Origin of the sequence: Pseudobutyrivibrio sp. UC1225 (assembly GCF_900115215.1) — a bacterium.
Lineage (GTDB): Bacteria > Bacillota > Clostridia > Lachnospirales > Lachnospiraceae > Pseudobutyrivibrio.
This window is the reverse complement of record NZ_FOVQ01000001.1, coordinates 172,714-196,505: the sequence shown is the minus strand read 5'-3', so window position 1 is coordinate 196,505 and position 23,792 is coordinate 172,714. Positions and strand designations below refer to the sequence as shown.

At 35.6% G+C, this 23,792-nt stretch carries 22 protein-coding genes; 19 read left to right on the top strand and 3 right to left on the bottom strand.

Features of this window, described 5'->3' with window-relative positions:
- Positions 1 to 5: 5 nt before the first annotated feature.
- From mutS to BMZ41_RS00905, 19 genes are all read left to right on the top strand, one after another.
- Entirely contained in the window at positions 6 to 2,615 is a 2,610-nt protein-coding gene (mutS, locus tag BMZ41_RS00995; protein WP_330386121.1) for a DNA mismatch repair protein MutS, read from the top strand.
- Positions 2,615 to 4,498: a DNA mismatch repair endonuclease MutL gene (gene mutL / locus BMZ41_RS00990; RefSeq protein WP_090526423.1), complete on the top strand. Its 1,884-nt coding sequence runs from the start codon at positions 2,615 to 2,617 to the stop codon at positions 4,496 to 4,498. Before mutS ends, mutL begins: the two co-directional genes overlap by 1 nt.
- On the top strand, positions 4,498 to 5,436 hold the full coding sequence (gene miaA, locus BMZ41_RS00985) for a tRNA (adenosine(37)-N6)-dimethylallyltransferase MiaA (protein WP_090166461.1): 939 nt from the start codon (positions 4,498 to 4,500) through the stop codon (positions 5,434 to 5,436). The genes mutL and miaA overlap by 1 nt, the downstream gene beginning before the upstream one ends.
- Before the next feature lies 1 nt (position 5,437).
- Positions 5,438 to 6,724: a methionine gamma-lyase family protein gene (locus BMZ41_RS00980; protein ID WP_090526421.1), complete on the top strand. Its 1,287-nt coding sequence runs from the start codon at positions 5,438 to 5,440 to the stop codon at positions 6,722 to 6,724.
- A 49-nt stretch (positions 6,725 to 6,773) separates the two neighbouring features.
- Positions 6,774 to 7,787, top strand: a complete 1,014-nt coding sequence (mreB, locus tag BMZ41_RS00975) for a rod shape-determining protein (protein WP_090166465.1) — start codon at positions 6,774 to 6,776, stop codon at positions 7,785 to 7,787.
- Between the two features lie 12 nt (positions 7,788 to 7,799).
- A complete protein-coding gene (mreC, locus tag BMZ41_RS00970) occupies positions 7,800 to 8,663 on the top strand; it encodes a rod shape-determining protein MreC (RefSeq protein WP_242870608.1) in 864 nt (287 codons plus the stop codon).
- The gene (gene mreD / locus BMZ41_RS00965; RefSeq protein ID WP_090166467.1) at positions 8,656 to 9,201 is read left to right on the top strand and encodes a rod shape-determining protein MreD; all 546 of its coding nucleotides are present in this window, start codon (positions 8,656 to 8,658) and stop codon (positions 9,199 to 9,201) included. Before mreC ends, mreD begins: the two co-directional genes overlap by 8 nt.
- A complete protein-coding gene (locus BMZ41_RS00960) occupies positions 9,188 to 12,037 on the top strand; it encodes a penicillin-binding transpeptidase domain-containing protein (RefSeq protein WP_090166470.1) in 2,850 nt (949 codons plus the stop codon). The genes mreD and BMZ41_RS00960 overlap by 14 nt, the downstream gene beginning before the upstream one ends.
- A gap of 28 nt (positions 12,038 to 12,065) precedes the next feature.
- Positions 12,066 to 12,746 carry a septum site-determining protein MinC gene (locus BMZ41_RS00955; protein ID WP_090166472.1) on the top strand — a complete coding sequence of 227 codons (681 nt, stop codon included), beginning with the start codon at positions 12,066 to 12,068 and terminating at the stop codon, positions 12,744 to 12,746.
- Entirely contained in the window at positions 12,747 to 13,862 is a 1,116-nt protein-coding gene (locus BMZ41_RS00950; RefSeq protein WP_090526419.1) for an FtsW/RodA/SpoVE family cell cycle protein, read from the top strand.
- Positions 13,863 to 14,258, top strand: a complete 396-nt coding sequence (locus tag BMZ41_RS00945; protein WP_028247062.1) for a methylglyoxal synthase — start codon at positions 13,863 to 13,865, stop codon at positions 14,256 to 14,258.
- The gene (locus BMZ41_RS00940; protein WP_242941997.1) at positions 14,242 to 15,222 is read left to right on the top strand and encodes a D-alanyl-D-alanine carboxypeptidase family protein; all 981 of its coding nucleotides are present in this window, start codon (positions 14,242 to 14,244) and stop codon (positions 15,220 to 15,222) included. Before BMZ41_RS00945 ends, BMZ41_RS00940 begins: the two co-directional genes overlap by 17 nt.
- Before the next feature lie 192 nt (positions 15,223 to 15,414).
- Positions 15,415 to 15,837 (top strand): twitching motility protein PilT, encoded by a 423-nt coding sequence (locus BMZ41_RS00935; protein WP_090166476.1) that lies wholly within the window; start codon positions 15,415 to 15,417, stop codon positions 15,835 to 15,837.
- A 65-nt stretch (positions 15,838 to 15,902) separates the two neighbouring features.
- Positions 15,903 to 17,288, top strand: a complete 1,386-nt coding sequence (locus tag BMZ41_RS00930; protein ID WP_090166478.1) for a biotin/lipoyl attachment domain-containing protein — start codon at positions 15,903 to 15,905, stop codon at positions 17,286 to 17,288.
- A gap of 16 nt (positions 17,289 to 17,304) precedes the next feature.
- Positions 17,305 to 18,009, top strand: coding sequence for a YggS family pyridoxal phosphate-dependent enzyme (locus BMZ41_RS00925; protein WP_090526417.1), 705 nt, complete (start codon positions 17,305 to 17,307; stop codon positions 18,007 to 18,009).
- Between the two features lie 17 nt (positions 18,010 to 18,026).
- The gene (locus tag BMZ41_RS00920) at positions 18,027 to 18,539 is read left to right on the top strand and encodes a cell division protein SepF (RefSeq protein WP_090166482.1); all 513 of its coding nucleotides are present in this window, start codon (positions 18,027 to 18,029) and stop codon (positions 18,537 to 18,539) included.
- Positions 18,540 to 18,605: 66 nt separating this feature from the next.
- Entirely contained in the window at positions 18,606 to 19,694 is a 1,089-nt protein-coding gene (aroB, locus tag BMZ41_RS00915) for a 3-dehydroquinate synthase (protein WP_242870610.1), read from the top strand.
- The gene (gene lspA / locus BMZ41_RS00910) at positions 19,694 to 20,215 is read left to right on the top strand and encodes a signal peptidase II (RefSeq protein WP_090166486.1); all 522 of its coding nucleotides are present in this window, start codon (positions 19,694 to 19,696) and stop codon (positions 20,213 to 20,215) included. The genes aroB and lspA overlap by 1 nt, the downstream gene beginning before the upstream one ends.
- 1 nt (position 20,216) lies before the next feature.
- Complete coding sequence (locus tag BMZ41_RS00905; protein ID WP_090526415.1) at positions 20,217 to 21,131, top strand: RluA family pseudouridine synthase; 915 nt, start codon at positions 20,217 to 20,219, stop codon at positions 21,129 to 21,131.
- Here the strand turns inward: BMZ41_RS00905 and BMZ41_RS00900 are convergent.
- The 3 genes from BMZ41_RS00900 to BMZ41_RS00890 form a co-directional block, all read right to left on the bottom strand.
- Positions 21,128 to 22,192 carry a tyrosine-type recombinase/integrase gene (locus BMZ41_RS00900; protein ID WP_090166490.1) on the bottom strand — a complete coding sequence of 355 codons (1,065 nt, stop codon included), beginning with the start codon at positions 22,190 to 22,192 and terminating at the stop codon, positions 21,128 to 21,130. The genes BMZ41_RS00905 and BMZ41_RS00900 overlap by 4 nt on opposite strands.
- Before the next feature lie 183 nt (positions 22,193 to 22,375).
- On the bottom strand, positions 22,376 to 22,744 hold the full coding sequence (locus BMZ41_RS00895; RefSeq protein WP_143071312.1) for a hypothetical protein: 369 nt from the start codon (positions 22,742 to 22,744) through the stop codon (positions 22,376 to 22,378).
- 290 nt (positions 22,745 to 23,034) lie between these two features.
- Complete coding sequence (locus BMZ41_RS00890; RefSeq protein ID WP_090526412.1) at positions 23,035 to 23,784, bottom strand: lysophospholipid acyltransferase family protein; 750 nt, start codon at positions 23,782 to 23,784, stop codon at positions 23,035 to 23,037.
- Positions 23,785 to 23,792: the final 8 nt, after the last annotated feature.

The window sequence follows — 23,792 nt, the reverse complement described above, 5'->3', positions numbered from 1 at the left end:
AAATAGTGGCAGAATACACTCCAATGATGCAGGAGTATCTTAAAACTAAAGCAGAATATGAAGATTGTATCTTATTTTACCGTTTAGGTGATTTTTATGAGATGTTTTTTGAAGATGCTAAAACAGCCTCAAGAGAATTAGAACTTACACTTACAGGTAAATCATGTGGTATGGAAGAACGTGCGCCTATGTGTGGTGTTCCTTTTCACGCTGCAGATTCATATATAAACAGACTTGTTAGCCGTGGCTATAAGGTAGCTATTTGCGAGCAGGTAGAAGATCCTAAGGAAGCAAAAGGTCTTGTTAAAAGAGAAGTAATCAGAGTTGTTACTCCTGGAACTAATATCGACCAGATGGCACTTGACGAGGGCAGTAATAATTATATTATGTCCATCTTCTATAACAGAGGCATTTTTGGCGTAAGTTCCTGTGATATTTCCACAGCAGACTTTTATCTTACAGAAGTAGACAGTATAAGAAAGCTTATTGATGAGCTTTATAAATTCAATCCTGCAGAAATTATTTATTCAAAATCTATTTTTGAATCAGGCATTGATATTTCTGAGGTTTCGCAGAAAATCGAAAGTGCTTTATCACAGTTGGATGAATCTTTCTACGACGATACACTTTCTACAAGAGAGTTGTTAAATCACTTCCATGCCCATTCTTTAGAGGGACTTGGATTAATGGATTTTTCCTATGGTCGAATAGCAGCAGGCGCACTTCTCAGTTACCTTAAAGAAACACAAAAGACAGAGCTTGCTCACCTTACACATATCACTCCATATACAGATGGAAAGTATATGCTTCTTGATAACTCAACAAGAAGAAATTTAGAGCTTACTGAGACCATGAGAGACAAGCAAAAGCGTGGCTCACTTCTTTGGGTTTTGGATAAGACAAAAACCGCCATGGGAGCACGACAGCTTAAAAGCTTTATTGAGCAGCCTCTTGTATCTGTAGATGAGATTATTAAGCGTCAGGATGCCATTTCTGAAATTAATGAATCTCTCATAGATAGAGAAGAACTTAGAGAATACCTTTCTTCAGTTTATGATTTAGAGCGCCTAATCACTAAGATTACCTATCAGTCGGCTAATCCACGTGATTTAATTGCTTTTAAGCAGTCTATTGGTATGCTTACACCAATTAAGACTTTGCTTTCAGGCTTTCATTGTCATCTCTTAGAGGATACTAATTCAAATATTGATGACATGAAGGACTTATTTGAGCTCATAGATTCAGCTATCGATGATGAGCCTCCAATTTCTTCAAGAGATGGAGACATTATCAAGTCAGGCTTTAATGAAGAAGTAGACAGACTTCGTGCTGCAAAGGTGGATGGTAAACAGTGGCTCGCAGATTTAGAGGCAAAGGAAAGAGAAAAAACTGGTATTAAAAACCTTAAAATCAAATTCAACAAGGTGTTTGGTTTCTATCTTGAGGTTACAAATTCATATAAGGATTTAGTTCCTGATTACTACGTTAGAAAGCAGACCCTTGCTAATGCCGAGAGATATTACACTCCTGAATTAAAGGAGCTTGAAGACAGTATTCTCGGCGCCGAGGACCGTCTTAACACAATCGAGTACGAGTTCTTCAAAACAGTCAGAGATACTATTGCTTCAAACGTTGACAGAATTCAGATTACTGCCAAGGCTATTGCATTATTAGATGCAATTATTTCAATGGCTGTAGTTGCAGAAAAAAATCACTATGTACGTCCGATAATTGATAATAGAGGAATCATCGATATCAAGGATGGACGTCATCCTGTTGTAGAGCAGATGATTAACGCAGATCAGTTTATTTCAAACGACTGTGAACTTGATATCGACTCAAGAACAATAGCAATCATCACGGGACCAAACATGGCTGGTAAATCTACATACATGCGTCAGGTTGCACTTATTGTTCTTATGGCACAGATAGGAAGCTTTGTACCAGCAGCCTCTGCGCAGATTGGTGTTGTTGACCGTATCTTTACCCGAGTAGGTGCCAGCGATGATTTATCTACCGGTCAGTCTACCTTCATGGTGGAAATGAATGAGGTTGCTAATATTCTTCATAATGCTACCAGTAAATCACTTTTAATTTTGGATGAAATCGGTAGAGGAACATCTACCTACGATGGTCTTTCTATTGCGTGGTCGGTGGTAGAGCATATCGCCTACCAAATTGGTGCAAAGACCCTTTTTGCGACCCACTATCACGAGCTTACAGAGCTTGAAGGTCAGATAAAAGGTGTACATAATTATTGCATCGCTGTTCAGGAATTAGGTGAAGATATTATCTTCCTTAGAAAAATCATTCCTGGTGGTGCTGACCAGAGCTATGGTATTCAGGTAGCACGACTTGCAGGCTTACCAGAAGAAGTTCTTAGCCGTGCAAGAACTATCGTCAACTCGCTAAATGAAAACGATATAGCAGCTGTTTCTGACAGAATTTCTATCAGAGAACAGGTAGAAGAGAAGTTAAAATCTCTTGAAGGGGTAACCATATCAGAAAACGAAGCTGAAATAATAGCTGGTTTAAGGGAGCTTGATGTTACAAAAATCACTCCGCTTGAAGCTATGAATATACTATTTGAGTTTCACAATAAGGTTAATGAATAATGGGAAAAATTAATTTACTTAGTCAGGAAACAATCGATAAGATTGCCGCTGGTGAGGTAGTAGAAAGACCAGCTTCTGTCGCAAAAGAGTTAATCGAAAACAGTATTGATGCAGGTGCAACAGCTATTTCTGTTGAAATTAAAGGTGGTGGAATAGAGTATCTTCGTATAACCGATAATGGTTCTGGAATTGATAAAGACCAGATTCAGATTGCGTTCCTTCGTCATTCTACGTCTAAAATTTCATCAGCAGTCGATTTGGACAACGTTCGTTCACTAGGTTTTAGAGGTGAAGCTTTATCAAGTATTTCTGCTGTTTCAAAAGTCGAATTAATCACAAAGACAAAGGATTCTCTTCTTGGTGCCAGCTATATTATCGAGGGGGCCAAAGAGATTTCTCTTACAGATGTGGGAGCACCTGATGGCACAACCTTTATAGTACGACAGTTGTTTTATAATACTCCTGCCAGAAAGAAATTCTTGAAATCTGAAAGTACTGAAGGAAGCTATGTATTTGATGTTGTTGAGCATTTAGCACTTTCACATCCAGAGATTTCATTTAAATTTATTCTAAATGGCAAAGAAAAACTAATGACTTCTGGAAATGGCTCTCTTTCAGATACCATTTATCAGATATATGGACGTCAGATAGCTTCCAATGTTTTGGATTTAGATTACAAGGATGAAAAGGTTTCTATTAACGGATTTATAGGACAATCTATTATAGCTAGAGGAAATAGAGCCTTTGAACACTTCTTCGTTAATAGCAGATATATAAAAAGCAATAATTTATCTCGTGCCTGTGAAGAAGGCTACTACGGATTTTTAATGGGACATCAGTATCCATTTTTCGTAATAAATATCGCATTTACGGATTCAGCTGTGGATGTAAATGTGCACCCTACAAAACAGGAGGTACGTTTTGAGAATGAAGCTCAAATATGCGAGCTTCTAACAAAAATAATTAATCAGCGTCTTAGAAAAAGAGAAGATGTATTAGAGACCCATATAGATGAACCAGTTGTAAAGCCTCAGCCTATAATTCAGCAACCTATAAATACATCAAAGGTAGAACTACAACCTGAATTCAATACTTCATCTTCAATGTCTTCTCCAGAAACAGAGGTTATTCCTCCTCCAAAGCCTGTTAAAACTCCAGAACCTTTTGAGAGAGACAGGCTCGAAAAAATAAAGCAGTCTATCACTGCACAGATTCACAGCGATACTCCTTACGAAAAGAAGTTTGCTGAAAAGAATCGTGGCGGAGAAAAATATGAACAAATCAGTTTCCTAAACAAGGAAGCTGTTAAAGAACATAAAATTATAGGTCAGGTATTTGATACATATTGGATAGTAGAGTACGACAAAAATATGTATATAATCGACCAGCATGCTGCACATGAAAAGGTACTCTTTGAGAAAACCATGGCACGCCTGAAAAATAATGAGATGACTTCTCAAATGATAAGTCCTCCTGTTATTGTTTCACTTTCACCTCAGGATGTGCTGCTCTTTGAAAATTACAGAGAAGCTTTTGAAAAACTGGGATATAGAGTAGAATCCTTTGGTGGCAATGAGCTTGCTATTAACGGAATTCCAGGAAATCTTTTAAATCTCGACCCAAAAGCCTTTTTCCTTGAAGTTTTGGCAGATTGCCAGTCATATAAGGCAAGTGATTCCTTTGATATGATTATTGAAAAAGTTGCCTCTATGTCATGTAAGGCGGCAGTCAAGGGAAACAACAGACTTTCCATTCCAGAAATCAAAACACTTATTGATGAGCTTTTAGATTTGGATAACCCATATCATTGTCCTCATGGCAGACCAACAATGATATCTTTTTCCGAATATGAGCTTGGTAAAAAGTTTAAAAGGATTATTTAATGAAAAACTTAGTAGTACTTACTGGCCCAACAGCAGTTGGTAAAACTTCACTTTCAATTAATCTCGCCAAGGCTATAAATGGCGAGATTATTTCTGCTGACTGTATGCAGGTATATAAGCGAATGGATATCGGAACCGCAAAGATAATGCCAGAAGAAATGGACGGTGTAGTTCATCATTTGATTGATGTTATCGAACCACAGGAGGATTTCCATGTTGTACGCTTTAAGGAAATGGTCCTTGCTGCAATGGAGAAAATCTATGCAAAGGGAAAAGTGCCAATCATTTGCGGTGGTACTGGCTTTTATATACAGGCTATACTTTATGATATACAGTTTACTGATCAGGAAATTGATCAGGAATATCGTAGTTCTCTCGAAAAATACGCTGATGAGAATGGAAATGAAGCTCTTTTGGAAAAGCTAAGACAAGTTGATCCCGAATCAGCTGAATCCATTCCTGCAAACAATCGAAAGCGTGTAATAAGAGCTTTGGAATACTTCAAACAAACTGGAGAACAGTTCTCCGTACATAACAAGCGTGAAAGAGACAGAATTAGTCCTTATAATTTTGCATATTTTGTATTAAATGATGATAGGGAACTGTTGTATAATCGCATAGATTTGAGAGTAGACAAGATGGCGGAAGCAGGTTTGCTTGAAGAAGTAAAATCACTTCTTGAAGAAGGTTGCAAGCCTGGCATGACTTCTATGGATGGAATTGGCTATAAAGAAATCATAGCGAGTCTTAATGGAGAAATGTCCCTTGAAGAGGCTCTTGAATTGATAAAAAAGAATTCAAGAAACTATGCAAAGCGTCAGCTTACATGGTTTAGAAGAGAAAAAGAGGTTGTTTGGCTGGATAAAACTGACTTAAAAACAGAAAAACAACTTTTAGATAAAATTCTACAAACCTTAAAAGAGAAAGGAATTATATAAGGTGTTAAATATTTATAAAGAATTTGGAATTTCAAATGAAGTTTTTAATTTCGGTGCATCTGTTATTGATTCTCTTGAAGCACGTTTCAAGGAAATCGATGAAGTGGCAGAGTACAATCAATTAAAGGTTATCAAGGCTATGCAGGAACATCGAGTAGCTGCAGAGTGCTTTAATACATCCACTGGTTATGGTTATGATGATGTGGGACGAGATACTCTTGAAAAGGTATATGCATCTGTATTCAAGACAGAAGATGCACTTGTTCGTCCACAGATTACATGTGGTACACACGCACTTGCACTTGCTCTTATGAGTAATTTACGTCCTGGTGACGAGCTTTTATCGCCTGTAGGAAAGCCATATGACACATTGGAAGAGGTTATTGGTATTCGTCCTTCAAATGGTTCACTTGCTGAATATGGAATCACATACGCTCAGGTAGATTTACTTGAAGGCGGTGGTTTTGATTTTGATGGTATAAAGGCAGCAATAAACGAACGTACTAAGCTTGTTACTATCCAGCGTTCAAAGGGATACGCAAATCGCCCTACACTTTCTGTTGAGGCAATAGGAGAACTTATCTCATTTATCAAGGGAATTAAGCCAGACATTATCTGCATGGTTGATAACTGCTACGGTGAGTTTGTTGAGAAAATAGAACCTACAGAAGTAGGAGCTGATATGTGTGTTGGTTCACTTATTAAAAATCCAGGTGGCGGTCTTGCCCCAATTGGTGGTTATATTGTTGGAACAAAGGCTTGCGTAGAAAACGCCGCTCACAGACTTACAAGTCCAGGTCTCGGTAAAGAAGTTGGCGCATCACTTGGCATCATGCAATCCTTCTATCAGGGATTTTTCCTTGCTCCAACAGTAGTAGCAGGCGCTTTAAAGGGTGCAATTTTTGCTGCAAATCTCTATGAGAAATTAGGTTTCCTTTGCATCCCAAATGCAACAGAACCTCGCTACGACATAATTCAGGCTGTTACCTTCAACAAGCCGGAAGGCCTTATAGCTTTCTGTGAAGGAATTCAGGCTGCAGCACCTGTAGATTCATACGTTACACCAGAGCCATGGGATATGCCGGGCTATGATAGCCAGGTTATAATGGCAGCAGGTGCCTTTGTTCAGGGTTCTTCCATCGAACTTTCTGCAGATGGTCCGCTTAGAGCACCATATACTGCATTTTTCCAAGGTGGATTAACATGGAATCACGCTAAGCTTGGTATCCTTAAATCCCTGCAAAAACTTGTAAACAGCAACCTTGTGAACCCTAGTCAACTGTGCTAAAATTTTATTGATTATGGTTTTTTACTAAAATATTTTTTGGAGGAAAGTTATGCCAGGTTCATTCGGTATTGATATAGGAACACAGAATCTTAAAATTTTCAGTGGTTCTAACAGTCAGACAATTAACATTAAAAATACTATTGCTATTGTAAATAAAAATCAGATGTACGCATACGGAGACAGCGCTTATTCAATGTATGAAAAGGCTCCTGATACAATTGAGGTTTCCTTCCCAATCGTTTCAGGTGTTATTGCTGATTTTGATAATATGCAGACTATGCTTTTCGAAGTACTCGAGAAGGAACTTAAGGGAAAAATCAAGGGAGCAGATATTGTTGTAGCTGTTCCTACAGATATTACAGAAGTAGAGAAGAAAGCATTCTCAGACTTATTCAGCAAATCAAAGAATAAACCACATTCCATCAAAGTATGCGAGAAGCCAATCGCATGCGCTATCGGAATGGGACTTGATGTATCTGAGCCTACAGGTGTTATGGTAGTAGACTTAGGTGCAGATACAACAGAAATTTCTGTTATTTCTCTTGGTGGACTTGTTTTATCTGAGCTTTTACCATTCGGTGGAAACCAGATTGATGAATCCATCGTTACATATCTCAAGAGAAACTATAACCTTGTTATTGGTCAGAAGACAGCAAAGCAGCTTAAAGAGGAAATCGGTTCTGCAGTCGAAGGCAGAGGAGAGAAGCTTACTGTAGTAGGTCGTGATGTTGTAAGTGGCCTTCCAATCGAAATGGAGATTGAAAGTGACGTTATTTACAATGCAATCAAGAGCGATTTAGAGAGTTTCTGCACAAATGTAAAGCTTATTCTTGAGAAGGTTCCACCAGAACTTGCAAAAGATATTGTACATTCTGGAATTTATCTTACAGGTGGTACATCTCAGCTTCATCAGCTTACAGATTTATTCTCTGAGGTTACAAACATTAAGGTTAATGCTATCGATGAGCCTCAGGAATCATGTGTCCGCGGTCTTGGTCAGGTTCTTACTGATGCAAAATACAAGAAATACGGATACAGTATGAAGACAAGAATTTTCAAATAATACAGAGGTAATATGAGACAAAGAAAAGCAAATGGTGGTATTCCAAGTAAATATTTGCTCACCATCTTATCTATTATTTGTATAATGCTTTTGTTTTTTAGTTATTCAACTGGCTTTTCAGGTGGTCCCTTGGAGACAATAGCCAACCATATTTTCATTCCTATGCAAAAAGGTATTGATTATATTGGCAGCACTATAGCTATATCTTCAGCAGACACAAAGACAAGAAAAGAGCTTGTATCTGAAAACGAAGCTTTACAGGCAGAGGTTGAAGAATTAAATTCAAAAATCAGCAACATGCAGCTTAAGCTCGATGAATTGGACGAGCTTCAAAAGCTATATGAGCTTGATCAAAGCTATTATGATTACGACACAACAGGTGCGCGTATCATCGGAAAGAGCACTTCAAACTGGTTTAACACCTTCACAATAGACAAGGGAACAAAGGACGGCATTAAGGTCAATATGAACGTTATTGCGGATGGTGGTTTAGTAGGTATTGTTTCATCCGTTGGCGATTCTTATGCAGTTGTTAGAGCAATAATCGATGACACTGCAAATGTTAGTGCCACAATTTCTTCCACAGAAGACAATTGTATCGTTTCTGGTTCTCTTGAAAAAATGACCTTAAACAACCTTATTACATTTTCTAATCTTGATGATAGTGCTGATAAGGTTGCAATTGGTGACATGGTAGTCACCTCAAATATTTCTGATAAATATCTTCCTGGTATCCTTATTGGATATGTTTCAGAGGTTAACAAGGATGAAAACGACCTTTCGAAATCGGGAACAATTACTCCTGTAGTTGATTTTAAGCATTTATCAGAAGTACTTGTAATCAAGCAATTAAAGGAGTCCTATAAGAGTGAGTAAATTCAAACAATATTTAAAGAAAATATTGGTAATTGCACTTGTGATATATGTTTGTTTTTTACTTCAAACAAGTATTTTTTCACGATATAGACTTGCAGGAGTAACTCCAAATATTCTTATATGTGTTGTAGCTACCTACGGATTTATGAAGGGTAGACGCCACGGTATCACTGTTGGCTTTTGCACAGGACTTCTGCTTGATATTTTTTCAGGTACTTTATTTGGATTTTATGCTCTAGTATATATGTATATTGGCCTTTTAAATGGTCTATTTAAAAAGCAGTTTTTCGGAGACGACTTAAAGTTGCCTCTGATTCTTATTGGCACCAGCGACTTTATTTATGGAGTATTTTCTTATTTAGCACTCTACGCTATAAAATCTCAGTACAATTTTTCATTTTATCTTATGAATATTATTTTACCTGAGGTAGTTTATACTCTGCTCGTGTCAATTTTTGTATATTACATAATATTGAACATTAATAACTGGCTAGAAAAATTAGAAAAGAAAGGTTCTGATAGAATTGGAAATTATTAAGGACTTTTTTGTAAATGCATTTTCTTCACGTATTCGCGTGGTTTCAGTAGTAATGGGTATTTTTGCTGCTGTTCTTATTTCACGTCTTTTTTATTTGCAGATTATCAATGGTAGCGAATATCAGGACAACTATAATTTGAAGCTTGAAAAAACAGAGACGATTCCTGCAACCAGAGGTAATATCTATGATCGCAATGGAAATCTTTTGGCTTATAACGAATTAGTTTATGCTGTTACTATTCAGGATAATGGCTCGTATTCCAACAAAAAAGTGAAAAGCGAGTCTCTTAATTCAGAAATCGCAGAAATAATTACAAAACTTCAAGCAAACGGAGATGAAATTGACAACAATTTCCCTATCTATATAGATTCATCCAACAGTTATCAATTCATGTATTCAGGCAGTGCACTTCAGCGTTTTCGTGCTGATGTTTTTGGCAAAACAAGTATTGATGACCTTGAATATAATGAAAAACTGGGAATCGATGAAGCTAATGCCACTGCTGATGATATTATCAATTATCTGCAGGGTGAGAGAGTATATAACATCTCTGATGAATATAACCAAAAGCTCAGATATGAGATAATGGTAGTCCGCTATAATATGGGACAAAATTCCTATCAAAAATATATCTCAACGGTAATTGCCTCTGATATATCCGAAAAATCAGTGGCTTACATAGAGGAAAATGTTAATGAGCTTACAGGCGTAGCAATAGAACAGAAGTCTCTTAGACGCTACAAAAACAGTGAATATTTTGCTCATATCATAGGCTATACAGGACAGATTTCTACTGACGAATACAAAACTCGTTCAGCAAAAGATGATTCTGTGGAGGCAACAGATATTGTCGGTAAATCTGGTATCGAAAAATATATGGATGATTATCTCTCTGGTACAAAAGGTGCTGAAACCTTATTCGTAGACAGTGTAGGTAATACAATTGCTGAAGGCGATTACACACCAGCAGTATCTGGAAACGATGTATATCTTTCAATCGATATGGATTTACAAAAGGCTACCTACACACTTTTGGAGCAGGAGATTGCAGGTATCTTATATTCAAAGATTGCCAATATTAAGCAATATCATGCCTCTGAAAACGCTTCTTCTTCTGATGTAGTTGTACCAATTTATGATGTTTACAATTCATTAATTGCCAATGGCATCATTGATACAACAGCCTTCTCTGATGAAAAAGCGACGGATACTGAAAAGGCAGTTTTAGCAGCATACAAGATAAAGGAAAAGGAAGTATTAGCTAACCTTAAAACTCAATTGAAGTTTGGTAATGAAGTAGTTTACAAGGATTTACCCGATGAATATCAGGCATATTCTACTTTTATTGTTACAAAGCTTAAAAGTCTTGGTATATTTGATTCTTCTGCTATTGATAGCTCATCTGAGGTTCAGGAAAACTGGACATCTGAGAATATGGCAGTAAACAAGTACCTGCTATATGCTATTGAGCAGAATTGGATAGATATTACTAAGTACGAAAGTGAAGCTAAATATGCTGATACTGAAGAGCTTTATAATGACCTGATTAATTATACTCTCGAGTATATTTCTCAGGATAAATCTTTCCAAAATTTAATTTATAAATATCTTCTTTTAGATGATGGAATATCAGGAACACAGCTTTGTATTATTCTTTATGATCAGGGTGTGTTAAAGGAAGATGCTGAAACCTATAGCATGCTTAAAAGCGGTCGTATTTCTGCTTACGAGTTTATGCTTTCAAAGATCAAAAATCTTGAGCTTACACCAGGTCAGCTTGCATTGGATCCTTGTTCTGGTTCAACTGTAATCTTAGATGTAAAGACTGGTGAAGTTTTAGCTATGGTTACTTACCCAGGCTACGACAATAACAGACTTGCTAACTCTGTAGATTCAGATTACTATGCTTATCTTACAAATAGCGCAGCTAATCCTCTTTATAACTACGCTACACAGCAGAGAACAGCTCCTGGTTCTACCTTTAAGATTGTTAGTTCTACAGCAGGTTTAGCTGAAAACGTTATTACAACAACTTCAGAAATCGTGGATCTTGGTCAATATACAAAGGTTTCTAATAATCCTAAGTGTTGGATTTACCCAAGCAACCACGGTAGTATCAATGTTTCTGAAGCTATCAGAGATTCATGTAACTACTTCTTCTATGAAGTAGGTTGGAGATTATCGGGAGGCGATGGTGCCTACGATGATGTAAAGGGTATTGAAAAAATATCTAAGTACGCATCACTTTATGGTTTGGATGAAACAACAGGTGTGGAGATAGAAGAGAATTCTCCTCATATTGCCACAGAATATCCTGTCATGGCAGCCATCGGTCAGTCTGATAACAACTATACAACAGTTGGTTTGGCGCGTTATGCTACAGCAATTGCCAGCAGAGGAACTGTATATAATCTTACTTTACTTGACAGCGTAAGGGATTCAGAAGGAAATGTAGTTGAAAGCTATAAGCCTAGTGTTAGAAATCAAATTGATGTTCTTAATGCTGGACAGTGGGATGCAATCCATTATGGTATGAAAATGGTTACAGAATCACTTTCTTCCTTCAATAATTTCTCTGTTCCAGTAGCAGGTAAGACTGGTACAGCTCAGCAGGTAAAAAGCAGACCTAACCACGCTTTATTTATTGGGTTTGCGCCTTATAACAATCCAGAAATAGCCCTTGCAACACGTATCGCTTACGGTTATACCTCTCATAATGCAGCGGCTGTTTCAAAGGATATTATGTCTTATTACTTTGGAGTTTCTTCTACAGAAGAGCTTCTTAGCGGTGAGGCTACTTCAGTATCTAATTCAGGAAACGAAGTTACTGATTAATACATAATTACAATTTAGGAGGTACGTTTTGGCTAACGATCCTGTAGTATTAAAAAGTAATAAATACGGTTTATCGTTACAGCTTGATGCCACAATACCATTTGAAGATTTGGTGAGAGCCATCTGCGAGAAATTTGCTACTTCAGCAGATTTCTTTGGCGAGACTTCTATGATTCTCGAAACCTTTGGTCGAGAGATTAGTACAGAAGAAGGTCTCGTTATCATTCAGGCAATCGAGCTTAATTCAAAAATAAAAATCATTCTTCTCAACGAAAACAATCAGTATAAAGACACAAGAATGCTTGGTGAAATCGATAGATTTTATACTGATGAAATATTTGAGAATGCAAAAATCATCAGAGGCAGTGTCACCAAAACTGATGAGATTACATCAGATTCCAGCCTTATTATACTTGGTGATGTAAAATCCAAGGCAAGTGTAAGAGCAAAGGGCAATATTATTGTTCTCGGTAGTCTGGATGGTAGCTGTCACGCAGGATACCCTGATAATACAGGCTGCTACATTGTAGCTGGAGAGCTTAATTCAAAGGATATCCATATTGGAACGGTTACAGGCGAAATTAAGCTTCAGGAAAAATGGTCTCTTCGAGTAAGACGTTCTAAAGAAGAGCCAATAGGTATATCGGTATGGAACCATGAGCTTTTGGCCGAGCCTCTTAGCAGTGGTTTATTAAAAAGGATAAAATAAATGTTTCATAATTATAGATTTAAAAATCTGGATATAAAATTAATACTTGCAGTTATTACACTTACAATTATTGGTATTTTTGTAATCGGAAGTGCCAATGAATCAAACCAACAAAAGCAAATTATTGGTATGATTCTTGGTGTTATTGTTATGAGTGTAATGACACTAATTGATTATGATTTTATTCTTCATTTTCATTGGATTTACTACGGATTAGTTATTGCCTTGCTAATAGCCGTGCTTTTATTCGGTGATGAAGCAGGTGGTGCCACCAGATGGATTGATGTAGGTGTGCGCTTCCAGCCTTCCGAGCTTGGCAAAATTCTTTTAATTTTATTCTTTTCGTGGTTTTTAATGATGCATGAAGAAGACATTAATAAACCTAAAATATTAGGTTTAACAATACTTTTATCTGCATTTCCGTTATTTTTAATAGAAAAAGAGCCAGATTTATCCACTACTATAGTCACAATGATGATAATTTGTGTTATGATGTTTGTAGTGGGATTAAGTTATAAACTTGTCGCTATAGTTTTAGGCATTACAGTCCCATCAATTATCATTTTGCTTTTACTAGTCGTACAGGACGGTCAGACGATTTTGAAAGAATATCAAGGCGGTCGTATCCTTGCATGGCTTAAGCCTGAGAAATATCCTCAGGGAGCATATCAGCAGCAGAATTCCATTATGGCCATTGGTTCAGGTCAGTTACTTGGTAAGGGCCTGGGAAATGATTCCTTTGATTCTGTAAAAAATGGTAATTATATTTCAGAGCCTCATACTGATTTTATCTTCGCAGTAGCAGGAGAGGAATTAGGATTTGTAGGTTCAGCTTTAGTTATAATCTTAATATTTTTTATCACAATAGAAATATTACTAATCGCAAAAAGAGCAAAGGACGTTTCCGGAAAGCTTATCTGTGTTGGTATGGCCACACTTATTGGTTTCCAAAGCTTTGTTAATATTTGCGTAGTCACCGGATTGATGCCAAATACCGGTTTGCCTCTTCCTTTCGTAAGCTATGGACTAACATCGCTTGTTACCGTTTACTTTGGAATAGGTATTGTTTTAAATGTTGGCATACAGTCAAAAAATAATAATGGGAGGCTATTTTAAATGAACATTGGATTAGTAGCTCATGATTCCAAAAAGAAGCTTATGCAGAATTTCTGCATTGCTTACAGAGGAATTCTTAGCAAAAATGAAATTTTTGCAACAGGAACTACTGGCAGACTAGTTGAAGAGGTAACAAATCTTTCTGTACACAAATATTTAGCTGGACACCTTGGTGGTACACAGCAGTTAGGAGCACAGATTGAACAGAACGAAATCGATTTGGTTATCTTTCTGAGAGATCCTCTTACTGTTAAATCCCATGAGCCTGATGTAAACAATATTGTAAGACTTTGTGATGCTCACAATATTCCACTAGCCACTAATTTGGCGACAGCAGAGCTGCTTATTAAGTCATTAGATAGAGGAGATCTTGAGTGGCGTGAAATGTATAAATAAACTTTTATCTTTCGTGCTTATAGCATCAATGTCTCTTTCACTTACTGCATGCAAAAGTGAGCAGGAGGATGTCACAAAATACAATTTATACGATACATCCTTTGAATATGGGTTAACCCAAAACGGAGCTACCTCAGATGTTGAATTATACGCGAAGAAGCTTTGTGTTACGAACACTGATGATTTAGGTACTTCTAATGTAGATTCACAAGTTGCATCAGGCGCTGGTGCCTTTAACATTACTAAGCAATCTACAGTATACGCACAATCAGTGCATGAGAAGCTTTATCCTGCATCCACTACAAAGATTCTCACAGCATATATAGCATGTCTCAAAGGAAATTTGGATGACTATTACACGGTAAGTGCCAATGCCGTTAAACAGGCCAGTGATTCCTCTGTAATTAACTTAAAAGAGGGAGACATAATTTCATTAAGAGATTTACTATATGGTTTAATGCTTCGTTCTGGAAATGATGCAGCTATAGCTATAGCAGAGGGGATTAGTGGAGACACCGAAACCTTTGCTGATCTTATGAATGAGACAGCAAAATCTCTTGGAGCTACAAATTCACATTTTGTTACTCCAAACGGATTGCACGATGAAAATCATTACACAACTGTATATGATATGTATTTGATACTCAATGCAGCCATTGAGAACCCAGATTTTTACAATATTTTCACTGCAAATACCTATACTGCAAATTATACCAGCGGTGGAAAAGCAAAGACGGTTGAATGGGCTACAACAAATCAGTATCAAAATGGTAAGATCAAAAAACCTGCAGGCTTTAACATATTAGGCGGTAAGACCGGTACTACTGGTGCTGCCGGATATTGTTTGGTTCTTTTATCAGAGAACGAAGAGCAGGATAAGATTATTTCCATTGTATTTAATGCTGATTGCCGTAGTAATTTATATCTACTTATGAACGAAATACTCAGCAAGTATTGTATTTAGTTTTCTGAATTTTCCGGTTTTAACTTACAATTGTTCTATATATTGTATTTTATATGTGTATATTTTTTGAATAAATCTTGTTTTTGTTATTTAGGTTTTCTACACATTATGTTAGAATGTATATAACAAAAAAATAGTTAATCCGGAACGAGAAGGAGAACTATAAATATTACTTAAGGGAGGTATTTTGACATGGTGGAGATTATTTCAGGCGAGAAGGGCAAGGGCAAGACAAAGTATTTACTTGATAAGGTAAACAGTGATATCCAGAAGGTGGATGGATCCATTGTTTACATCGACAAGAATACAAAACATATGTATGAGTTAGATTCAAAGATTCGTTTGATTAACATGGGGGATTATCCAATCGATTCTTCTGATGAATTTTTAGGTTTCTTAAGTGGAGTTTTATCTCAGAACTCTGATATCCAAGAGGTCTTCTTAGACAGTTTTCTTACAGTATCAAATATTGACACAAATGAAGGTATTACAGTTGCCCTTAATAAGCTTGATAAGATTTGCAACATGTTTGATGTTAAATTTGTTTTGTCTGTTAGTAGGAATGAAAAAGATTTACCTGAGGATGCCAAAGGCAAGATAGTTATATCTTTATAAAATCAAAAATAATGGGGCACGGAAACGTGCCCTTTTAAATTGTAGCAGGAGTACTATATATTTAAATGCGCAAAAAGAAGGATGAAAAAATAATTAAATATCCTAAGCAATATCATATATCTATTGGCTTCATTACTATAGGTGTTATGTTTATTTACATGCTTTTTCATTTGCTTACCTATATTACAGAAGCAAATATCACTGTTTACGAGGTTTCACAAGGTTCTATATCTTCAAATCTTGAATACAATGCACTGGCAATCCGACAGGAACAAATTATTAACGCAGACACTAATGGTGATATCCTGTACTTAGCCGAAAATTACACTAAGGTAGGAGCGAAGTCACAAGTCTATGCATTAGATTTATCCGGAGAGATTCTTTCGTCATTAAAAAGTTCTTCTCAATCTGTAGACGTAAGTCTTGATGAAGATGATTATCAAAAGCTTCAAAACAGCATATCAACTTACTCTTTTGATTATTCAAATATCACCTACAACAAGCTATATTCATTTAAAAATGAATTAGAATCTCAGGTTCAACAGCTTTATACAGTATCTGCTATGGAAGCAATGAATGATTCTGTACAATCAGCTATTGCAAGTGGTACTTTTAATATATATTCAAGTCCGCAACCTGGACTTATAGTATACTCAATTGACGGTCTTGAGAATCTTACAATCGATTCCTTTATTTCAGATTCTTTTGACATGTCAAAATATGCAGCAACTAATTTAAAATCTCAGGAAACGGTTGTTGCAGGTCAGCCAGTTTATAAGTTAATTACGTCTGATCACTGGAATCTGATATGTGAAGTCGATAAAACACTATACGATTCTCTTCAAAGTGAATCATATATAAAAATAAAATTCTTGGAAGATGAAACAGAAACCTGGACATCCTTATCTTTTACAGAAAAAGCGGGGAAATATTATTTGATTTTATCCCTTGATGATTCCATGGATCGATACGCCGAAAGCAGATATGTCCACATAAAGCTTATAAATAATAATATTTCAGGATTAAAAATTCCTAATTCATCAATAGTACAAAAATCCTTTTATACCATTCCAAAGTCTTATGAAATGCGAGGAAGTAATGATGATGAAGCAGGATTTCTTAGAAAGACTGAAAGCTCCAGTGAGTATGTAAGTCCTACAATTTACTATGAAACTGATGATTATTTTTATGTAGATAATGAAGTGCTTTCCCGAGGCGATGTACTATGTAAGCCTAATTCTAACGAAACCTATGTAGTAGGTACAGATATGGATAAATTAAAAGGCGTATACAACGTAAATAAAGGTTACGCAGTATTTAAACAAATTGAGATATTATACCAAAATAACGACTACTCAATCATAGAGACAGGAACAAACTATGGAATTTCCATGTATGACCATATCGTATTACAGGGTGACGAAGTAGAGGAAAATTCAATCATAAATTAATTAACGAGGTAATATAATGAGAGTGGAAGAATTAAAAGAGAATTTAACTAATGTTGAACAACGTGTAGCAGATGCTTGTAAAAGAGCCGGAAGAAATCGAGAAGATGTTACTCTTATAGCAGTAAGCAAAACAAAACCCGTCGAAGATTTACAGGTCATTTATGACTGTGGCATCCGCAGTTTTGGAGAGAACAAGGTACAGGAGCTCACAGGAAAGATTCCTGAAATGCCAGAGGATATTGATTGGCACCTAATCGGACATCTTCAGAGAAATAAGGTAAAGTATATTGTTGATAAAGTAAAACTTATTCATTCAGTAGACAGCTATCGACTTGCTGAAGAGATTAATATTCAGGCCAAGAAACATGGAGTAATTGTGCCAATCCTTATTGAAGTAAACGCAGCAAATGAGGCTACAAAGTTTGGTGTTAAAATGGAAGAAGCAGTTCAGTTATGTGAGGAGATTTCACATCTTGATGCTGTTCGTATAATGGGCTTAATGACAATAGCACCAAATGTTGTGGTTCCAGAAGAAAATCGTCCAATTTTTCACAAAATAAAGGATTTATCGGTTGACATAGCTAATAAAAACATCGATAATGTAGATATGAAAATTTTATCTATGGGAATGACAAATGATTTTGAAGTTGCTATAGAAGAGGGTGCTACTCATGTTCGCGTGGGTACAGCCATTTTTGGAGAAAGAAATTATAATATCTAATTTTGAGGAGTAATGTTATGTTTGAAAGAATGCTTGACGCAATGCATCTTAGTGATGACTATGATGACTATGAGGACGAAGAACTTTACGAAGAAGAAGAGAAAGAATCTTTCTTCAATAAGTTTTCAAAAAAAGATGAGGAAGAAAAGCGTCCAGTTTTGAACAAGCCTTCTGACAGGGAGACTAGAGCTTCTAAACCAGCGCCAAAGATTACGCCAATGAGAAATAAAGGGAAAGGAGCTGTAATGGAAGTTTGTGTTATTAAGCCATCTTCATTCGAGGATGCCCGCGAGATTTCAGAGACACTTTTAGCTGAGCGAACAGTCCTTCTTAACATGAAGGGATTAGACTTAGGTGTTGCACAGCGAATTATAGATTTTACATGCGGAACCTGCTACGCAATCGATGGTAATTTACAGCGTATCGAAGATTATATCTTCATAATTACACCAGCAGGAGTTGAGCTATCTGGTGATTTAGCAGGAATCGTTGATGCCTTTGATTTTACAGGGATACAGACAGGATTTTAAAAAATTAGCACCAGATAATAATCTGGTGCTTTTTTAATACAGTTATTAAATTAGGAGACTAGAATTATGGATTGCTTAAACGTGAAATACGAGAATAAACCTTGTTACAACATCTATTTTCGTCCGGATTTTTCTGACCTTGCTTCAGTTTTTAAATCTGATTTAAATAAAGAGTACGATAATATTTGTGTTGTTTCTGATTCAAATGTCGCAGGCCTTTATTTAGCAGAGGTTGTTAGTATTTTTAAAAGTATATGTAACAATGTCTGTTCTTTCAGCTTTGATGCAGGTGAAGCCTCAAAGAATTTAGATACAGTTAGTCTCCTTTATGAACATCTAATAATAAAAAAATTCACTCGCAGCTCTTTATTAGTAGCCTTAGGCGGTGGTGTTGTAGGTGACCTTACAGGTTTTGCAGCTGCGACCTTCCTTAGAGGAATCGATTTTATCCAAATGCCTACTACCTTATTATCACAGGTTGACAGTTCCGTCGGTGGTAAAACCGGAGTTGATTTTAATCAATATAAAAATATGGTTGGAGCCTTTAAAATGCCAAAACTCGTATATATGAATATTGGTACTTTAAAGACTTTAGATGATGATAATTTTGCTTGTGGTATGGGCGAAGTTATAAAGCACGGACTTATATCCGACAAAGACTTTTATCAGTGGTTAAAGGATAATATTGATAAAGTAAAAGCTAGAGAATATGATGCTTTATCATATATGGTTATGAAAAACTGTGATATAAAGCGTCATGTAGTAGAAATTGATCCTACAGAAAAAGGCATAAGAGCTTATCTTAATTTTGGTCACACGTTAGGTCATGCCATCGAAAAGCTTAGCAATTTTTCACTTGGTCACGGCCAATGTGTTGGTATAGGAATGGTTTGTGCATCTTTCCTTTCTAAAAAGCTTGGCAATATTACCGAGGAGCAATACCTTGATATCATTAATTGCTTAAAACTATATAATATGCCAATTAATGTTTCTGGACTTTCAGCTTCTGATATACTTGAAGCCTCAAAATCCGACAAAAAAATGACTGGCAAAAAGATAAAATTTACAATATTAAAGGCTATTGGCGAAGCATCTTCATATTTAGATTTCACAGATGAGGATTTACTTGAAGCAATAGATCAGGTGCTAAATTAATGTTTTATAAAGTTAACAAAATTACATCCATAATATACAGTTTTGCTTTAATTCTGATTTCTATTTTTTTAGATCAGTACACCAAGTATTTGGCAATAAATCATTTAATGAATAAGGATGATATTATACTTATTCCAGGCGTTTTACAGCTACATTATCTAGAGAATACTGGTGCAGCATTTTCTCTTTTAGAAGGCAAACAGGTATTGTTCGCTATTATCACACCTGTTCTTTTAATTTTACTTGCCTATGTACTTATAAGAATGCCACAGAACAAGAAGTATACACTTTTAAACTATATAATAATATTTGTTATTGCAGGAGCCATTGGAAATTATATTGATCGTGTTTCAAATAATTACGTAGTTGATTTTATTTATTTTTCATTGATCAATTTTCCTGTATTTAACGTAGCAGACATTTATGTAACATGTAGCGTTATAGCTTTATTTCTTGTTATAATTTTTTATTATAAAGATGAGGATTTAGAGGAAATTAAGCAACGCTTATTATTTAAATAATATGGATGAAATCACAATCATAATTGAAGAACCTTCGGAAGAAAATATTAGAATAGATAAATATCTAGCTGAAAATCTTCCTGAAAAATCACGAAGCTATTATCAAAAAGCAATTGATAATGGCTTTGTTTTAGTGAACGGAAAACAGGTTAAATCCAAGTACCAAACAAAACTTGGTGATGAAATCGTAGTAAGCATTGAGCCAGTAAAAGAAATAGATATTCTTCCAGAGGATATTCCGATCGAGATTTTATATGAAGATACCGATGTTATCGTGGTAAATAAGCCAAAGGGAATGGTGGTGCATCCTGCCCCAGGACATTATTCAGGAACACTTGTAAATGCTCTTATGTATCACTGTAAGGATTCATTATCAGGAATTAATGGTGAAATTAGACCTGGAATAGTTCATAGAATAGATATGAACACAACAGGCTCCCTTCTCGTTTGTAAAAACGATAAGGCGCATAACGATATTGCGGCTCAAATTAAAGTTCATTCTGTTAATAGAATATATAAAGGAATAGTAATTGGAAATTTCAAAGAAGAGACTGGCACTATAAACGCCCCTATAGGCCGAAATCCTAAAGATAGGAAGAAGATGGCTGTAGTAAGTGATGGAAGAGAAGCAATCACTCATTTCACCGTTTTAGAGCAATTTAAGGGGTATTCTTATGTCCAGTTTAAGCTGGAGACCGGCCGAACACATCAGATACGTGTTCATATGGCGCACACAGGCCATCCACTTCTTGGAGATGACGTATATGGTAAGCCTGTAAAAGGACTTGAGGGCCAGACACTCCACGCACAGACCTTAGGCTTTATACAGCCTAGCACAAGCGAATACGTGGAGGTAAATGCTCCATTACCAGCTTATTTTGAAAATTTACTGGAAAGATATAGAAAAATGTCCTAATTATCTTTTCTTCTAAAATCAACTGCATTACGTGCCAAACGTTTGTGTTCGTCTTCAATGGCTGCGTAATAATCAATAGTAGTATTAATATTTTCATGGCCTAAAACATCTGCTACAAGGCGAATATCGCCCGTTTCACGGTAGAGAGCAGTGCCATAGGTACTGCGAAGCTTATGAGGTGTGATTTTCTTGTTAGGAACTACCATTTTAGCGTATTTCTTAACAAGATTTTCTATTGCATCAATGCTTATTCTTCTACCCTGTAAAGAATAGAAGAGTGCAGATTCATGACCATCTACCGGATTAATATATTCACGTTCTCCATTAACATAATCCTGCAAAACCTGAGAAACTTCATCGTTGAAATAGATTATATCCTGACCGCCACCTTTTCTAACAATTGTTAAAGAATTAACATTAAAATCAACATCAGTTAAATCTAATCCATTGCATTCACTAACACGAATTCCAGTATTTAACATAAGCGTTAATATGGCTAAATCACGCCCTCTGGTCTTTTGATTATATTTTCGTTGCCTTTCAGAGGTAAAAGCATTTCCGTTGTCTATAGCGTCTAAAATAGCCTGAACTTCATAATTATTCATACGGACAATATTTTTATCTTTTTTGATTGTCGGCATATCTACAAGCTGTGTTGGGTCTTTTGAAATGTAATCCCTTTGAAATAAATATTTATACATGCCTCTTAAAGGTGATAATTTACGTGCAATAGCCTTCTTACCATTTTCATGTTGTTCACCTATAGTATTAAGCTCAAGATAACGTTTGTATTCCTCAATATCTTCAGGAGTAATCTTATCTAAAAGCTTATAATCAATTTTTTTGATCTCATTACCTGTAATAGTAGGGTTTTTGTCAGCTAAAAATCGAAAAAAAGTAAGCAGGTCATAGCAATAAGAAATAAGTGAACTAGGCTGAGCATTTTGTTCCTTAGAAAGAATATAATCCTGAGCAGGCTTTGGAAGCAGAGCTTCAAGTTCACGTAATTTTATTTTTTGATCTCTAGATTTGTTTTTATAGAATTCAGAGTCTTTTCCCATAATAAAAATCCTCCTAAGTGTTGATTTTACTGGGCCTGAGCCTTATAAGTATATTATAAGTATTATTGATTTAAAAAGCAATATCTATCGGTAAAACAGATATTTATCCGATAGATTGATATATCAAAATACGTAGCAGCTATTACCCTGCTACGCTTAATTTTAAAAGTAAATGCAAACTATTTAGTTCATTGAATATAAAACAGCAACCTGTAATCCATCTTTTGAAAGATATATCACTGAATCATCCTTATAATTAAACTTCATAGAATTCTTAGTCTTATCATAAGGCTCACCGTATTCTTTGGTAAGTTCATTTTCGATTTTCTTAAAAGTAACATTTTTGTCTTCATCAGACTGAATGCTTACGTAACCATTATTTAATTCATTTTCATTGAAACAATATGTGATATTAGAATCATATCCATAATACTTGTCCCAATACATGAGTCTTTCATCGCCCTCATAAATAATCTGAGCTGTCTCTTCTTTGCGAACTAAATAACCAGGATCACCCCATTTAAAAGATCTGAAATCGTCTGTCTGTAACAAAGTACTGGCAGTTTCTTTTACCCCACAACCAACTAACATAAAAAAAGAACAACAAATACATAATATAGTAAAAAATCTTCTAGCTTTCATTCATTTCTCAATTCCTTAATTAATTTTTACAACACAGTAATATTAGTATAATTGAAACTGAGAATTATAGCTATTGATTAATTTATAAACGTTATTTTTTTTAATTGTGAAATTTTTATGAATATTTACTAAACCATTAAGCATTTGTTGTTTTACAGACATATATATGCTTTTGACAATAAAAATACATCCTATAATAATTAAGTCAACAAATCAGGCGAATTATTTCTATTATCAAATACTCCGTACGCTTCCATGGTAGAAATTATAGTACTACGAACTATATCTGCTACCTCATGTGTTTTTAAGTCTTTGTAATCTTCATACATAATAGGCTTACCAAATATAACCTTAGTATTTACAGGTCCTGGCTTAAGACTATTAAAGGCAATATAAGAATCAATTAGAGTAACCGGAATAATTGGGACCTTTGCTCTCATGGCACATTTAAAGCTGCCAGGCTTAAAACGCTGTACTATATTTCCATTATTATCATATCCACCTTCAGAAAAAAGAATGTATCTCTTACCTTCTTTAACTTCCTTGGTAATCTTATCCATGATAACTATATTCTGACGAACATCATCCAGCATGAGTCTTTTAGCACCTAATAAATCCACCATTTCTCTAACCATAAATCCATAGGATTTGGCTTTATCCATGACAAATGTGCAGGGATTACGATGTCCGTACATAATGCCTAATACATCATATTTTCCTTGATGATTAGGGTACATAACATAACCGCCCTCTTCCGGAAGATTCTCCACTCCATAAATTTTGGTAGAAATTCTGGCACTTTTCATCAAAGTACGCACAATCTTTAACGCATATACGTACTTATCTCTCTCAGAATATTTCTCTGGATGTTTTGTCATTTTTCGCATGGTTCTTATAAAAGCAGGACCATTTTTTAAGTTTGTAATAATAGCAATTAAAAATCTAAGCATATCTACTC

What these genes read in the sequence shown, in the direction of transcription:
- lspA (WP_090166486.1), top strand. Translation starts at nt 19,694, where the DNA reads ATGTTTTATAAAGTTAACAAAATTACATCCATAATATACAGTTTTGCT.
- mutL (WP_090526423.1), top strand. Translation starts at nt 2,615, where the DNA reads ATGGGAAAAATTAATTTACTTAGTCAGGAAACAATCGATAAGATTGCC.
- BMZ41_RS00905 (WP_090526415.1), top strand. Translation starts at nt 20,217, where the DNA reads ATGGATGAAATCACAATCATAATTGAAGAACCTTCGGAAGAAAATATT.
- mreC (WP_242870608.1), top strand. Translation starts at nt 7,800, where the DNA reads ATGAGACAAAGAAAAGCAAATGGTGGTATTCCAAGTAAATATTTGCTC.
- BMZ41_RS00900 (WP_090166490.1), bottom strand. Translation starts at nt 22,192, where the DNA reads ATGGGAAAAGACTCTGAATTCTATAAAAACAAATCTAGAGATCAAAAA.
- miaA (WP_090166461.1), top strand. Translation starts at nt 4,498, where the DNA reads ATGAAAAACTTAGTAGTACTTACTGGCCCAACAGCAGTTGGTAAAACT.
- BMZ41_RS00935 (WP_090166476.1), top strand. Translation starts at nt 15,415, where the DNA reads ATGGTGGAGATTATTTCAGGCGAGAAGGGCAAGGGCAAGACAAAGTAT.
- BMZ41_RS00945 (WP_028247062.1), top strand. Translation starts at nt 13,863, where the DNA reads ATGAACATTGGATTAGTAGCTCATGATTCCAAAAAGAAGCTTATGCAG.
- BMZ41_RS00890 (WP_090526412.1), bottom strand. Translation starts at nt 23,784, where the DNA reads ATGCTTAGATTTTTAATTGCTATTATTACAAACTTAAAAAATGGTCCT.
- aroB (WP_242870610.1), top strand. Translation starts at nt 18,606, where the DNA reads ATGGATTGCTTAAACGTGAAATACGAGAATAAACCTTGTTACAACATC.
- BMZ41_RS00950 (WP_090526419.1), top strand. Translation starts at nt 12,747, where the DNA reads ATGTTTCATAATTATAGATTTAAAAATCTGGATATAAAATTAATACTT.
- BMZ41_RS00920 (WP_090166482.1), top strand. Translation starts at nt 18,027, where the DNA reads ATGTTTGAAAGAATGCTTGACGCAATGCATCTTAGTGATGACTATGAT.
- BMZ41_RS00925 (WP_090526417.1), top strand. Translation starts at nt 17,305, where the DNA reads ATGAGAGTGGAAGAATTAAAAGAGAATTTAACTAATGTTGAACAACGT.
- BMZ41_RS00930 (WP_090166478.1), top strand. Translation starts at nt 15,903, where the DNA reads ATGCGCAAAAAGAAGGATGAAAAAATAATTAAATATCCTAAGCAATAT.
- mreB (WP_090166465.1), top strand. Translation starts at nt 6,774, where the DNA reads ATGCCAGGTTCATTCGGTATTGATATAGGAACACAGAATCTTAAAATT.